The organism is Ectopseudomonas chengduensis (genome assembly GCF_900102635.1).
Taxonomy (GTDB): Bacteria; Pseudomonadota; Gammaproteobacteria; order Pseudomonadales; family Pseudomonadaceae; genus Aquipseudomonas; species Aquipseudomonas chengduensis.
In genome coordinates this window covers 16172-30839 of sequence record NZ_FMZQ01000003.1, presented here as the reverse complement: position 1 = coordinate 30839, position 14668 = coordinate 16172, and the positions used below count along the sequence as shown (strand labels likewise).

Annotated in this window: 10 protein-coding genes; 2 read left to right on the top strand and 8 right to left on the bottom strand. The window is 62.4% G+C overall.

The window, feature by feature from the left end:
* Positions 1-20 precede the first annotated feature (20 nt).
* The 8 genes from BLS08_RS06790 to leuC form a co-directional block, all read right to left on the bottom strand.
* Positions 21-674 (bottom strand): phosphoribosylanthranilate isomerase, encoded by a 654-nt coding sequence (locus tag BLS08_RS06790; protein WP_090336293.1) that lies wholly within the window; start codon positions 672-674, stop codon positions 21-23.
* Positions 675-698: 24 nt separating this feature from the next.
* Positions 699-1562, bottom strand: coding sequence for a tRNA pseudouridine(38-40) synthase TruA (truA, locus tag BLS08_RS06785; RefSeq protein ID WP_090336291.1), 864 nt, complete (start codon positions 1560-1562; stop codon positions 699-701).
* 7 nt (positions 1563-1569) lie between these two features.
* Entirely contained in the window at positions 1570-4392 is a 2823-nt protein-coding gene (locus BLS08_RS06780; protein WP_090336290.1) for a motility hub landmark protein FimV, read from the bottom strand.
* A gap of 154 nt (positions 4393-4546) precedes the next feature.
* Positions 4547-5557, bottom strand: a complete 1011-nt coding sequence (locus tag BLS08_RS06775) for an aspartate-semialdehyde dehydrogenase (RefSeq protein WP_090336289.1) — start codon at positions 5555-5557, stop codon at positions 4547-4549.
* A 136-nt stretch (positions 5558-5693) separates the two neighbouring features.
* Positions 5694-6806 carry an aspartate-semialdehyde dehydrogenase gene (gene asd / locus BLS08_RS06770; protein WP_003461106.1) on the bottom strand — a complete coding sequence of 371 codons (1113 nt, stop codon included), beginning with the start codon at positions 6804-6806 and terminating at the stop codon, positions 5694-5696.
* Positions 6807-6862: 56 nt separating this feature from the next.
* Entirely contained in the window at positions 6863-7945 is a 1083-nt protein-coding gene (gene leuB, locus BLS08_RS06765) for a 3-isopropylmalate dehydrogenase (RefSeq protein WP_074914547.1), read from the bottom strand.
* A 102-nt stretch (positions 7946-8047) separates the two neighbouring features.
* The gene (gene leuD, locus BLS08_RS06760) at positions 8048-8695 is read right to left on the bottom strand and encodes a 3-isopropylmalate dehydratase small subunit (RefSeq protein WP_045733081.1); all 648 of its coding nucleotides are present in this window, start codon (positions 8693-8695) and stop codon (positions 8048-8050) included.
* Between the two features lie 11 nt (positions 8696-8706).
* On the bottom strand, positions 8707-10134 hold the full coding sequence (gene leuC / locus BLS08_RS06755; RefSeq protein WP_090336287.1) for a 3-isopropylmalate dehydratase large subunit: 1428 nt from the start codon (positions 10132-10134) through the stop codon (positions 8707-8709).
* A gap of 223 nt (positions 10135-10357) precedes the next feature.
* On the opposite strand from leuC, the gene BLS08_RS06750 reads away from it, so the two are divergent.
* Positions 10358-11239, top strand: a complete 882-nt coding sequence (locus BLS08_RS06750) for a LysR family transcriptional regulator (protein ID WP_003461102.1) — start codon at positions 10358-10360, stop codon at positions 11237-11239.
* A gap of 102 nt (positions 11240-11341) precedes the next feature.
* Positions 11342-14629 (top strand): sensor domain-containing protein, encoded by a 3288-nt coding sequence (locus BLS08_RS06745; RefSeq protein ID WP_090336286.1) that lies wholly within the window; start codon positions 11342-11344, stop codon positions 14627-14629.
* Positions 14630-14668 lie beyond the last annotated feature (39 nt).

Genomic DNA, 14668 nt, shown 5'->3' with positions numbered 1-14668 from the left:
GGCTAATTGACGGCCCTGCTTCAATCGCCGTCACATCGAGCATCACGCACTGCCCGCACGAATGCACGAATCTTGCCTGCATCCTTTATGCCTTTACTGGCCTCTACCCCGCCGCTGACATCCACGGCATAGGGCCGCACCTGGCGAATAGCCGTCGCGACATTGCCTGCATCCAGGCCGCCAGCCAGGATGATTGGCTTGGCGGCATTTTCCGGCACCAGCGACCAATCGAACGAAGCGCCCGTACCACCCGGCACGCCCTCGACGAAGGTATCCAGCAGAATACCCCGCGCACCAGCGTAGGGCGCCATGGCGGCCGCCACATCCTCACCAGGGCGAACCCGCAGCGCCTTGATATAGGGGCGGCCATGGCCTTCACAGTCGGCCGGCGACTCATCACCGTGAAACTGCAGCAGATCCAGCGGCAGGCGCTGCAACAACTGTTGCAGCTGGTCGCGCGGCATGTCGACAAACAGCCCGACACTGGTCACGAACGGCGGTAACGCCTGCAGGATAGCTGCGGCCTGCTCGATGCTGACTGCTCGCGGGCTTTTCCCGTAGAACACCAGACCAATGGCGTCGGCTCCCGCCTCCACCGCTGCCAGAGCATCCTCGATGCGGGTGATCCCACAAATCTTGCTACGTACGACCGTCACGTTCATACCTCTCGCCATCCGGGCTCGGATGGTAACAAAGGGTTATGGCTGTCGCACGTCCGGCAGACCGGAGAGAAAATGCGGCCCGAGATAGCGCTGCGGCAATTCGAACTCCTCCGGGTAATCGACCTGTATCAGATAGAGACCGTAGGGGTGCGCCGTCACTCCCCCGCTATGTCGATCGCCGCGCTCGAGCACCTCGCGCGCCCATTCCAGCGGCCGCTCACCCGCACCAATGGTCATCAACACACCGGCGATGTTACGCACCATATGATGCAGAAAAGCATTGGCGCGGATATCCAGCACGATGAAGCGGCCATGCTCGATCAGTTGCAAGTGGTGCACGGTCTTGATCGGTGACTTGGCCTGGCAGCGCGTTGCCCGGAAGGCGCTGAAATCATGGGTGCCGACCAGCGCCAGGGCCGCTTCACGCATGCGCGCCACATTCAGCGGCCGATGATTCCAGGTGACTTCCTCGGCCATGTGCGCCGGGCGAATCGGATCGTTGTAGATCACGTAGCGGTAGCGTCGCGCCATGGCCGAGAAGCGTGCATGAAAGTGCGCCGGCATCACCTTCGCCCAGGTCACGCTGATGTCACCGGGCAAATTCATGTTGGCGCCCATGATCCACGCGTGCAGCGAACGCTCGACAGTGGTATCGAAATGCACCACCTGACCACTGGAATGCACAGAAGCATCGGTACGCCCTGCGCACAGAATGCTGACCGGGGCACCACCGGCGACCTTGGACAAGGCATTTTCCAGGTGACCCTGGATCGACGGAACATTCGCGCCCTGGCGCTGGAACCCGCGATAACGTGCGCCCTTGTATTCGAGGCCCAGGGCGATTCTGAAAAAGCCAGCGGCCGCCATTTCGGCGGCCGCTACAGGTACTGCGTCAGACATCTATCAATCAAACCATCTTGGTAATCATCTCGCGAGCTTCCTGCTGCTGGGCATCACTGCCTTCGGCAATCACTTCATCAAGAATGTCGCGCGCACCTTCGGTGTCGCCCATGTCTATGTAAGCCCGAGCCAGATCCAGCTTGGTCGCGGTTTCATCGGTGCCGGACAGGAAGTCGAAGTCATCATCGCCATCCAGATCACTGGACAGGCTGTTGGCCGGCGCCAGCGGAGCTGCTTGCGGCTCTTCGAAGTCAGCCGACAGCTGATCCAGCTCGGCGGTCACTTCATCCAGCTGCGCAGCGAAGCTGTCGGATGCAACAGCCGGCTGAACCGGAGTTTCGTCTTCGAGCGAGAGATCGAAGTCAGCCGGCAGATCGAGATTGGCAGATGGCGCTTCTTCAGCCAGATCGAGGCTCAGATCGGAAAGATCGTCGGCCGGCTGGTTCAGCGGTGCATCGTCATCGAGGCTCAGCAGGAAATCATCAGCTTCATCGCTGACTGCCGGAGCCGCCTCATCGAGATCCAGGCTGAAGGCGGACAGATCGTCGGTCGGCTGGGACAGCTCAACCTTGTCATCATCCAGGGCGAGATCGAAGCCCAGATCGTCGTCGGCAGAAGCTGCCGGCGCGGCGGGTTCATCGACCAGACCGAAGTCCAGATCATCGTCCAGCGACAACGGCGCTTGCTCAGCCCTGGCCGACTGAACATCGCTCTCCAGATCGGCCTCCAAGTCGTCGAGGCTCAGATCGAAGGCATCATCCAGATCACCGCCGGTGGAAGCAGGCGCTTCTGCGGTCGGCTCATCCAGGCTGAGGTCGTCCAGACTGAAGTCGCCCATGTCGTCATCGACGGAGGCAGCGGCAGCTGCGGCACCCACACCTGCGAAGGCTGCGATCGCTGGATACTTGGACTTCAGCTGCTCGGCTTCGGCATTCACCCCGCCGATCTCGCGCAGCTCGTTATCCTGACGGGCAAAGCCTTCGCGGTCACCCAGCTCGGCGTAGACTTCCATCAGCTTCAGACGCAGATCGGCACGGTGTGGCTCGTCATTGATCGCGTTCTGCAGCAGTTCGGCCGCCTGATTGAAGCGCCCGTAAGCAATGTAGATATCAGCCTCGCCCAACGCGTCGCCAGTCTGCGCCGTGACACGTTCCTCGCCAGCAGCCTGGGTGGTCTGGACAGGCTCGTCGTCGAGGCCAGCGAAACTGTCTTCAGGCATATCCAGGTCGGAGGCAAACGCCTGCTCCTGAGACAGGTCGTCGGCCAGTTCATCTTGCAGCTCGGACTCTTTCTGGGCGTTGCGGCGCGACAGCGCCATCAGACCGACCAACAGAAGCAGAAGCGCCCCACCACCGGCCAGACCCAGCGTCATCGGGTTAGCCAGCAGGTCATCAATGAAGCTCTGTGGGGCCGGTGCAGGCGCAGGAGCAGGTGTAGCAGGTTTGGCTGCTTCGGCCGGCTTGACCGGGGCGACTGGTTCAACGGCAGCAGCCGGCTCACTGGCCGGCTGTTGGGTTGCGGCGGCGCTGTCCTCGACAGGCGCAGCCGGCTCCTCGGAATAGTTGTAGTCAGGCGCTGCCTCCTCAGGCGGCGTAGTCGGCGGCGTGGCCGCCTCCACAGCGGGCGGTGCGGCCTCAGGCGCTGCTGCCGGAGTTTCCGCAGGCGGTTCTTCCGTTGTAGCAGGAGCTGCGGGCGCTGCAGACAGGTCGGCCTGCAACTTGGCCAACTGGCTGTCCTTCAGCTCCACCAGACGCTGCAGCTTGTCCAGCTGGCTTTGCAGGTCACCTACACGGCTCTGCAATTCGGCGTTCTCGCGACGAGTCGAATCCAGGCTTTCCTGAGTCACTGCCAGCTTGTCGGCCAGCGCCTTGCTGCCAGCCGCACCGGTATCGCTACCGCGAGTGGACTGACCTGCTTCAGCAGCGACCAGCTTCAGGCTATCACCCGCCTCTGCAGTCGCCGGCGCAGCGCCCGCTGTGGTGCGGCGAGTGGCATCCAGCTGACGCGAAGCGACAGCACGGCCTTCACGCCAGGCGGCATTCTGCTCGGCAACCTGAGCGATCGCCTCGGCATTGCTGCGGCTGCGAATCTGCTGTTCGTCCGGCAGGCGAAGCACCTGACCGCTCTTCATACGGTTGATATTGCCACCGATGAAGGCATCCGGATTCAGATCCTGAATGGCCAGCATGGCCTGATTGACCGAGCCACCGCCGACACGCTGGGCGATTTCCCAGAGCGTATCGTTGGCAGTGGTTCTGTATTCGTTACCGGCAATGGCGCGCGACGCCGGTGCCGGTGCGGCAGGACGCGGGGCCGGAGCGGGTGCTGCACTGCGCGGCGCAGAAGCGGAAGCAGGCGCCGCAGACGGACGCGGTGCAGGCGCGGCGATAGGCAGTTGCGGCGCAGCGGCTACGGTAGTTTGCGGAGAGTAAAGCGGCGGATCGAGCAGCAGGGTGTATTCACGCAGCAAGCGCCCGTTCGGCCAGAGCACTTCAACTAGGAAGTTGAGGTAAGGCTCACGCACGGTCTTGCTCGAGGTGATGCGGATAACGCTCTTGCCGTTGGGCTTCAATACCGGGGTGAACTTGAGATCGGTCAAAAAGTACTGACGATCGACGCCAGCTTTGATGAACTCCTCAGGGGACGCGAGGCTGGGAATCACCTCATTGGAAGCAAGGTCGCGCACCTCCAGCAATTCGATTTCCGCTACCAACGGCTGATTCAGCGACGACTGCAGGGTAACCTCACCCAGCCCCAGCGCATGCGCCATACCGGAAGACAGCGCGGAAGCGGCTGCGATTGCCAGCACCAGTTTGCGAACCCGAACCATAGCGTTATCCCTTGTTTTATCTTTTTCTCGGCATGCGAGAGGGTCTTGAGAATTGCTGCCTGCCTCCGCTCCACGAGCGGCTCCCCATTCAGCAATCAACTCAGCCAGTATTGCCAAGCTAGAAAGATTCTTCAAATTTCTAGGTAAGTATCTTTTACAGATAGTGTTTTATCAATAACTCAGCTATCTGCACAGCATTCAGGGCGGCGCCTTTTCTTACATTATCAGACGCAATCCACAAATTGAGTTGCCTTGGATCGCTCACGCCGCGCCGGACACGCCCCACATAGACCTGATCCTGTCCCACCGCATCGCCCACTGCAGTCGGGTAATCGCCGGCCTCTACCAACTCGATGCCCGGCGCGACCTCGAGCAACTGCAGCACTGCACTGATATCGATAGCCGAATCAGCATACACGCCCAGTGCGAGACTATCGCCAAAGAACACCGGCACCAAGGCGCAGGTGGCTGCTACCGGAAGCCCAGGCAGACTCAATAACTGTTGAATCTCGGCCGCCAGACGCTTCTCCAACTGAGCATGCCCGTGGTCATCCACCTCGCCGACCTGCGCCAGCAGATTGAACGCGATCTGTCGATCTACCGTCTTCGATTCCAGCGGGCGCCCGTTGAGCAGCTCGGCGGTCTGCCGCGCCAACTCCTGCACACCGCTACGCCCCAGAGTGGAGATCGACAGCATGGCAGTCACCTGCAGCTGTTGGGGCCGCAGTACAGGCCTCAGCGTCGCCAGCACCAGCGCACAAGCAACCGCCGAAGGCGTCGGCGCACTGACGCACCACGGCTTGGTCAATGCCGGCAAACCCGCGGCGCCAAGCTCGGGTAATACGCATGGCGCTTGTTCCAGCGAAAAAGCAGCGCTCAGATCGATAACGGAACAACCGGCTGCGACCACGCGCTCATGATGGCTACGCGTCACTTCAGAGCCCGCGGCAAAGAACGCCAGTTGCACCTGAGTGAAATCGAAGGCATCGAGCGACCTGACCCGCACCTGCCGACCACGGAAAGAGAGACTCTGTCCAGCCGACTCGCTGCTGGCCAGCAGATGCAGATCCTTCACCGGAAACTCACGCTCTTCGAGCAATTCGACCAGCGCTTCGCCGACGTTGCTGGTGGCGCCGATCACGGCGATATTGATGGACTGACTCATGAGCTGACCTACGACACAGAGGGAGCGGCACTGTAACTGCGGCCCATCGCCCAGGCAATCGGCTCCCCCCAGAAAACACAAAGCCCCTCTGCCGAGACAGAAGGGCTTTGTTTGATACTGGATGCCGGCTTCGCGCTTAGCGCTCGAGCAGGATCCGCAGCATGCGACGCAGCGGTTCGGCAGCGCCCCACAGCAGTTGGTCACCGACGGTGAACGCACCCAGGTACTGCGAACCCATGTTGAGCTTGCGCAGACGGCCGACCGGCACGCTCAGGGTGCCGGTCACGGCAGTCGGGCCGAGGTCGCGAATGGAGTCTTCACGATGATTCGGCACCAGCTTGACCCAAGGGTTGTGCTGACTGATCAGGCCTTCGATGTCGGCCATCGGCACATCCTTGTTCAGCTTGATGGTCAGCGCCTGGCTGTGGCAGCGCATGGCACCGATGCGCACGCAAATGCCATCGACCGGGATCGGGTTCTTGAAACGACCGAGAATCTTGTTGGTTTCGGCCTGAGCCTTCCACTCTTCACGGCTCTGCCCGTTCGGCAGTTCCTTGTCGATGTAGGGGATCAGGCTGCCAGCCAGCGGCACACCGAAGTTGTCGACCGGGAAGCCTTCGCCACGCATGGCCTCGGCCACCTTGCGGTCGATGTCGAGGATGGCGCTGGCCGGGTCGGCCAGTTCATCGGCGACAGCGCCATTGATCGCGCCCATCTGCTTGATCAGCTCACGCATGTTCTGCGCGCCAGCACCGGAAGCAGCCTGGTAGGTCATGGCACTCATCCACTCCACCAGACCAGCCTCATACAGACCGCCGAGCGCCATCAGCATCAGGCTGACGGTGCAGTTGCCGCCGATGTAGTTCTTGGTGCCGGCGTCCAGCGCCTGGTCGATCACCTTGCGGTTGACCGGGTCGAGCACGATCACCGAGTCGTCGTCCATGCGCAGGCTGGAGGCCGCGTCGATCCAGTAGCCCTGCCAGCCGGCTTCACGCAGCTTGGGGAAGACTTCATTGGTGTAGTCGCCGCCCTGGCAGGTCAGGATCACGTCCAGGCCCTTGAGGTCGTCAATGCTGTAGGCATCTTTCAGCGCAGCGATGTCCTTGCCAATGGCAGGGCCTTGGCCACCGACATTGGAAGTGGTGAAGAACACCGGCTCGATCAGGTCGAAGTCCCGCTCTTCCAGCATGCGCTGCATGAGCACGGAACCGACCATGCCACGCCAACCGATCAGACCTACACGTTTCATAACGACTACACCTATATAAACAGCCCGCCGGAACCACCCCGGCGGGGCTGGGAAGATTACAGACTACGCAGCGCTTCGACTACTGCATCACCCATGGCAGCGGTACCGACCTTGGTCTTGCCCTCGGACCAGATGTCACCGGTACGCAGGCCCTGATCCAGCACCAGGCTCACCGCTTTCTCGATGGCATCGGCGGCAGCAACCTGGCCGAAGCTGTAACGCAGCATCATCGAGACCGAGAGAATGGTGGCCAGCGGGTTGGCGATGCCCTTGCCGGCGATGTCCGGCGCGGAGCCATGGCACGGCTCGTACATGCCCTTGTTGTTGGCGTCCAAGGATGCCGACGGCAGCATGCCGATGGAACCGGTCAGCATCGAAGCTTCGTCAGACAAAATGTCACCAAACATGTTGTCGGTGACCATCACGTCGAATTGCTTGGGTGCACGCACCAGTTGCATGGCGGCGTTGTCGACGTACATGTGGCTCAGCTCGACGTCCGGGTAGTCCTTGGCCACTTCCTCGACCACGGCGCGCCACAGCTGGCTGGACGCCAGGACGTTGGCCTTGTCCACCGAACACAGCTTCTTGCCGCGCACGCGCGCCATGTCGAAGCCGACCTTGGCGATGCGGCGGATTTCGCTCTCGCTGTACGGCAGGGTGTCATAGGCCATGCGCTCGCCGTTTTCCAGCACCTTGCTCTCGCGCGGCTGGCCGAAGTAGATGCCACCGGTCAGTTCACGCACGATGAGAATATCCAGGCCAGCCACCACTTCCGGCTTGAGGCTGGAAGCCTCGGCCAGTTGCGGGTAGAGGATGGCCGGGCGCAGGTTGCCGAACAGGCCCAGTTGCGAACGGATCTTCAGCAGGCCGCGCTCCGGACGGATGGCCGGATCGATGGTATCCCACTTCGGCCCGCCTACGGCGCCGAGCAGCACGGCATCGGCGGCTCGGGCGCGCGCCAGAGTCTCGTCGGCCAGCGGCACGCCGTAGCGGTCGATGGCGGCGCCGCCCAGGTCATCGAAGCTCAGTTCGAAACCCAGGGCGTACTTGTCGTTGGCCAGGTTCAGTACCTTGACCGCCTCGGCCATGATTTCCGGGCCGATACCGTCGCCAGGGAGAACCAGAATCTGCTTGCTCATCACATCCTCATCCGAACCGTAGGGTGCGCCCTGCGCACCGCTTGAATAATGATTGATCCGGTGCGCACAGCCTAAGCGGCCCAACACACCCTATCGAATGCGTTACTTGATTGCGCCGAACAGCCAGGGGCTGCTCTGCTGATAACCGACCTCGAACGCCTTGATCGCGTCCTGATCCTGCAGGGTCAGACCGATGTCGTCCAGGCCGTTGAGCAGGCAGTGCTTGCGGAAGGCATCGACCTCGAAGCTGTACTGCACGCCATCAGGGCGAGTCACGGTCTGCGCCTCGAGGTCGACGGTCAGCTGATAACCCTCGGTGGCCTCGGCCTGCTCGAACAGCGCATCGACCTCTTCGACCTTGAGGACGATCGGCAGCAGGCCGTTCTTGAAGCTGTTGTTGAAGAAGATGTCGGCGAAGCTCGGCGCGATCACCGTGCGGAAACCGTACTCGTCCAGCGCCCACGGCGCGTGCTCGCGCGAAGAGCCGCAGCCGAAGTTCTCGCGGGCCAGCAGTACGCTGGCGCCCTGGTAGCGCGGGAAGTTGAGCACGAAGTCCTTGTTGATCGGGCGCTTAGAGTTGTCCTGGTTCGGCTGGCCAACATCCAGGTAGCGCCACTCGTCAAACAGGTTGGGGCCGAAGCCGGTGCGTTTGATCGACTTCAGAAACTGCTTGGGAATGATCTGGTCGGTGTCGACGTTGGCACGGTCGAGCGGGCAGACCAGGCCGGTGTGTTGGGTAAAGGCTTTCATCATCTAGCTCCTCAGGCCTGGATCAATTCGCGAACGTCGATGAAACGACCGGTCACTGCCGCAGCGGCAGCCATGGCCGGGCTCACCAGGTGGGTACGGCCACCGGCGCCCTGACGGCCTTCGAAGTTGCGGTTGGAGGTGGACGCGCAATGCTCGCCACTGCCCAGCTTGTCCGGGTTCATCGCCAGGCACATGGAGCAGCCCGGCTCACGCCATTCGAAACCAGCCTCGATGAAGATCTTGTCCAGCCCCTCGGCCTCGGCCTGCTGTTTCACCAAGCCAGAACCCGGCACCACCATGGCTTGCTTGATGGTACTGGCGACCTTGCGCCCCTTGGCCACCTCGGCGGCAGCGCGCAGGTCCTCGATACGCGAATTGGTGCAGGAGCCGATGAACACGCGATCGAGCTGAATATCGGTGATCGGCTGGTTGGCGCTCAGGCCCATGTACTTGAGTGCGCGGGTGATCGAATCCTTCTTCACCGGGTCGACCTCGGCAGCCGGGTCCGGCACATTCTGGTCGACGGCCAGGACCATCTCCGGCGAAGTGCCCCAGCTGACCTGCGGCTTGATGTCTTCGGCGCGCAGCTCGACCACTGTGTCGAACACCGCATCAGCGTCGGACACCAGGTTCTGCCACTGCGCCACGGCCTTGTCCCAGTCGCTGCCCTTGGGCGCGAATGGACGATCCTTGACGTAGGCGATGGTTTTCTCGTCCACCGCTACCAGGCCCACACGGGCGCCAGCCTCGATGGACATGTTGCAGATGGTCATGCGCCCTTCCAGCGACAGATCGCGGATCGCGCTGCCGGCGAACTCCAGGGCATGGCCGTTACCACCGGCGGTACCGATCTTGCCGATCACGGCCAGCACGATGTCCTTGGCGGTGACGCCGAATGGCAGTTTGCCTTCGACGCGCACCTGCATGTTCTTCATCTTCTTGGCCACCAGGCACTGGGTGGCGAGCACGTGCTCGACCTCGGAGGTGCCGATGCCATGGGCCAGCGCACCGAAGGCGCCATGGGTGGAGGTGTGCGAGTCGCCGCAGACCACAGTCATACCCGGCAAGGTAGCGCCCTGCTCCGGCCCGACCACGTGGACGATGCCCTGGCGCACGTCGTTCATCTTGAACTCGAGGATGCCGAAGTCATCGCAGTTCTCGTCCAGGGTCTGCACCTGGATACGCGAGACTTCGTCGGCGATGGCTTCGAGGCCCCCCTGACGCTCGGCCTTGGTGGTCGGCACGTTGTGATCCGGCGTAGCGATGTTGGCGTCGATGCGCCACGGCTTGCGCCCGGCCAGACGCAGGCCTTCGAAGGCCTGCGGCGAGGTCACCTCATGGAGGATGTGACGATCGATGTAGATCAGCGAGGAACCGTCGTCGCGACGTTTCACTTCGTGCATTTCCCAGAGCTTGTCGTAGAGCGTCTTGCCAGTCATCAGCCTTACCTCATCAGCGCCTTTTGAGCACATCCGGAAACTGCCTGCGTTATCACCGCCCGGCGTCAGAAGTGCACCTTTCTATGCCTGGGCGAAAATGGCCCTTCGGCTTATGGGGAGAATGCTATTGCCAGGCACGAAATAACTCAAATTCATATTTTTTATTCAAAGGATTCCGAAGAGGAATGTATGCTCAGCGCATCATTACTTACCGGAGCGTTCCATGGATCTGGCCAACCTCAACGCCTTCATCGCCATTGCCGAAACCGGCAGCTTTTCCGAAGCCGGCGAGCGCCTGCACCTGACCCAGCCTGCAGTGAGCAAGCGCATCGCCGGCCTGGAACAGCAACTGGGCGTGCGCCTGTTCGACCGCCTCGGCCGCGAGATTGGCCTGACCCAGGCCGGCCGTGCCCTGTTGCCGCGCGCCTACCAGATCCTCAACGTGCTGGACGATACCCGTCGCGCGCTGACCAACCTGTCCGGCGAAGTCAGCGGCCGCCTGACCCTGGCTACCAGCCACCACATCGGCCTGCACCGCCTGCCCGCCCTGCTGCGCGCCTTTACCCGCGCGCATCCTCAGGTGGCACTGGATATCCAGTTCCTCGACTCGGAGGTCGCGTACGAAGAAGTGCTGCATGGTCGCGCCGAGCTGGCGGTGATTACCCTTGCCCCGGAAACTCGTGAGCCGATCCGTGCCGTCGCCGTGTGGGACGACCCGCTGGATTTCGTAGCCGCACCGGAACACCCGCTGGCGCGCAGCCAGGTGATCAGCCTGGCCGACGTGGCGCAGCATCCTGCGGTCTTCCCCGGCGGCAACACTTTCACCCATCACATCGTGCAGCGCCTGTTCGAGGCCCAGGGCCTGACGCCCAACATCGCCATGAGCACCAACTACCTGGAAACCATCAAGATGATGGTGTCCATAGGCCTGGCCTGGAGCGTGCTGCCGCGCACCATGCTCGACGATCAGGTCGCTCGCCTGCCGATACCGGGCATCCAGCTGACCCGCCAGTTGGGCTACATCCTGCATACCGAGCGCACCCTGTCGAATGCCGCACGGGCATTCATGGATCTGCTCGACAGCCAGCGCGATGATCTTGCATAGGTATCCGAACTGAGACTAACGTGGCGACATAACGACAAAAACATATCTACATGCCTCTAACGCCCGCCCCGCGCATCGCGCACTCCGGAGGAAGGTACGGCCATGGCCAGATCGACTGACCAGACCCCGCCCCTGCCACATATACCGGCGATGGATCCCGCCGAATTCGAGCAAACCTGGCAAGACGCGCCGCGTTTGCTGGCCGCGCTGAACGGCGCCCATCTCGGTACCTGGTATTGGGACATTCGCAGTGGTCAGGTGAACTGGTCGCGCGGCGCCCAGGCCCTGTTCGGCCTCGACCCCAATCGCCCGGTCACGCGAGAACTGCACTACATCGAGCTGATTCCCGAAGAGGAACGTGCCGAGGTCCTGGCTAAATTCGACGCCATCCTCAAGGGCGAACAGATTGACAACGCCCTGCGCCACCGTATCCGCTGGCCGGACGGCAGCCTGCACTGGCTGGAGATCACCGGCAGCCTGCAACGCGAGGCCGATGGTCGGCCGCGCATGTTCGGCGTGATCCGCGACATCAGTGCCCAGCAGGAGCGTGCCGAGGCTCTGCGCGCCTCCGAGGAACGCTTCGCCAGCCTGTTCCGCCTGAGCCCCGACATCATGATGTTGGTGCGCTACGACAACAGCGAGATTGTCGAGGTGAACCAGCACTTCACCCACGCCTTCGACTGGAACGCCAGCGACATTCTTGGCCGCCCCACCCATGAGCTGAATCTCTGGGTTCACGCCAGCCAGCGCGATCAGTTGCGCCAGCAAGCGCCACTGAGCCGCGAGCCGGTGATTCAGGAAGTACAACTGCGCACCCGTGGTGGCGATATTCTCGATGGCGTACTGTCGAGCCAGTACATCGAGCTGCAGGGCGAGCGCCTGATGCTCTGCACCTTCCTCGATACCAGCGAACGCAAGCGCGCAGAAAATGCCCTGCGCGCCAGTGAGGAAAAGTTCGCCAAGGCCTTCATGCATACGCCCGACGCAGTGGCCATCACTGACCGGGCGACAGGCCGCTTCATCGAGGTCAACCCGAGTTTCGAGCAGCAATTTGGCTGGAGCAGCGCCGAAGCCGTGGGCCGCACCTCACTGGAGCTGGGCATCTGGGCTGACCCCAGCGACCGCCAGCGTATGCTCGACGCCGCGCAGACCGGGCGCCTGAACAACCTCGAGGTACGACTGTTCAGCCGCGACGGCAGTGTCACCAGCAACTTGCTGTTCGGTGGCGAAATCGAGTTGAACGGCACCTCCTGCCTAGTTCTCACCGTGCGCAACATCACCGAGCAGCGCGTGCAGGAGCAGGCACTCAACGAAAGCAGGCAGCGCCTGCGCCTGGCCCTGGAGTCGGCCGATCTGGGCACCTGGGACTGGCACATTCCCAGTAGTCGGCTGTTTGCCAGCGCCCGGGCCTCCCAGTTGCAAGGCCTGGAGCCGTTACCGTTCGAAGGCGCCTTCCTCGACTTCTTCCGTCAGGTACCGATGGAGGATCGACACAGTCTGCGCCAGAGCTACCAGAGTCTGGTCGCAGAACACCGCAGCCACTATCAGGTCACCTATCGTGTACAGCTGGAAAATGGCGGCCTGCGCTTTCTCGAAAGCACCGCCAAACTGCAGCTCGACGATACCGGCCAACCGCAGCGCATGGTCGGCACGCTGGTCGATATCAGCGAGCGGCTGCTGCGCGAGCAGCGCCTGCAAGCCTCGGAAGAGAAGTTCGCCAAGGCCTTCCACTCCAGCCCGGACGCCATCACCATCACCGAACGTGACAGCGGGCGCTATATCGAGGTCAACGAAGGCTTCACCCGCATCACCGGCTATCTGCCGGACGAAGTAGTCGGTCGCACGGCCTTCGAGCTGGACATCTGGGCCTACCCCGAAGAGCGCGTGCGCATGATCGAGCACCTGACCCAGCAGGGCCAGGTGCTGCACATGGAAATGCATGGCCGGCATCGTGACGGCGAGGTGCGTCTGGTCGACGTTTCCGTGCAACCCATCGAACTCAATGGCGTACCCTGCCTGCTGCTCACCGCGCGCGATATCAGCGAACTGAAGCAGGCGCAGGCGCAGGTACAGCACCTGGCCTACCACGATGCGCTGACCAACCTGCCCAACCGCGCCCTGCTGATGGACCGCCTGACCCAGCAGATCGCCCTGCTCAAGCGCCATGATCTGCGCGGCGCCCTGCTGTTCCTCGACCTCGACCACTTCAAGCACATCAACGACTCGCTCGGCCATCCTGTCGGCGACTCCGTGTTGCGACTGGTCACTGCGCGCCTGGAAGCCAGCGTGCGTCTGGAGGACACCGTGGCCCGCCTCGGCGGCGACGAATTCGTGGTGCTGCTCTCCGGCCTGGAGGGCAAGCGCTCGGAGGTCACCCGCCACGTTCGCCAGGTCGCCGACAAGCTGCGCCAGCTACTGGCCGAACCGATGCTGCTGGACGGCCACCGCCTGCAGGTGACCCCGAGCATCGGCGTTGCGCTGATTCCCGATCACGGCAATACCCCGGCGGATCTGCTCAAGCGCGCCGATATCGCCCTATACCGCGCCAAGGACTCCGGGCGCAATGCCATCCAGCTGTTTCGCACCACCATGCAGGACGCCGCCAGCGCCCGTCTGCGCCTGGAGAACGATCTGCGCCTGGCCCTGGCGCGCGGCGAGTTCGAACTGCACTTCCAGCCCCAGGTCGATGCCCGTGATGGCAAGGTGGTCGGCGCCGAGGCACTGCTGCGCTGGCAGCATCCGCAGTTGGGCCCACAGTCGCCCGCGCAGTTCATTCAGGTGCTGGAAGAGAGCGGGCTGATCGTCGAAGTCGGTGGCTGGGTGTTGGCCGAGGCCTGCCATTTCTGCGCCCAACTGCTGGCTGACAGCCTGGTCGACAGCGAGCGTTTCAGCCTGTGCGTCAACATCAGCCCGCGGCAGTTCCGCCAGCACGACTTCGTCGAACGAGTCGCCAGTAGCCTGCGTGACAGCCAGTTGCCCAACACCATGCTCAAGCTGGAGATCACCGAAGGCATCGTCATTCAGAATATCGATGATACCGTCGGCAAGATGTTGCGCCTGAAAAAGCACGGCGTCAGCTTCGCCATGGACGACTTCGGAACAGGTTACAGCTCGCTGACCTATCTCAAGCGCCTGCCGGTGGACATGCTGAAGATCGATCAGTCCTTCGTGCGTGACGCCACCCACGATCCCAACGATGCCGAGATCATCCGTGCCATCGTCGCCATGGCGCGCAGCCTGGGCCTGGCGCTGATCGCCGAGGGGGTCGAGCAGCAGGACCAACTGGACTTTCTGCAGTCACAGGACTGCCATCTCTACCAGGGCTATCTGTTCAGTAAACCGCTGCCGCAGGATGCCTTTCGTCAACTACTGGAAAGGCAGCGAGCGTAATCTGTCAGCGCCCTTACCGAGGAAGCAGCCGCAGGCAGA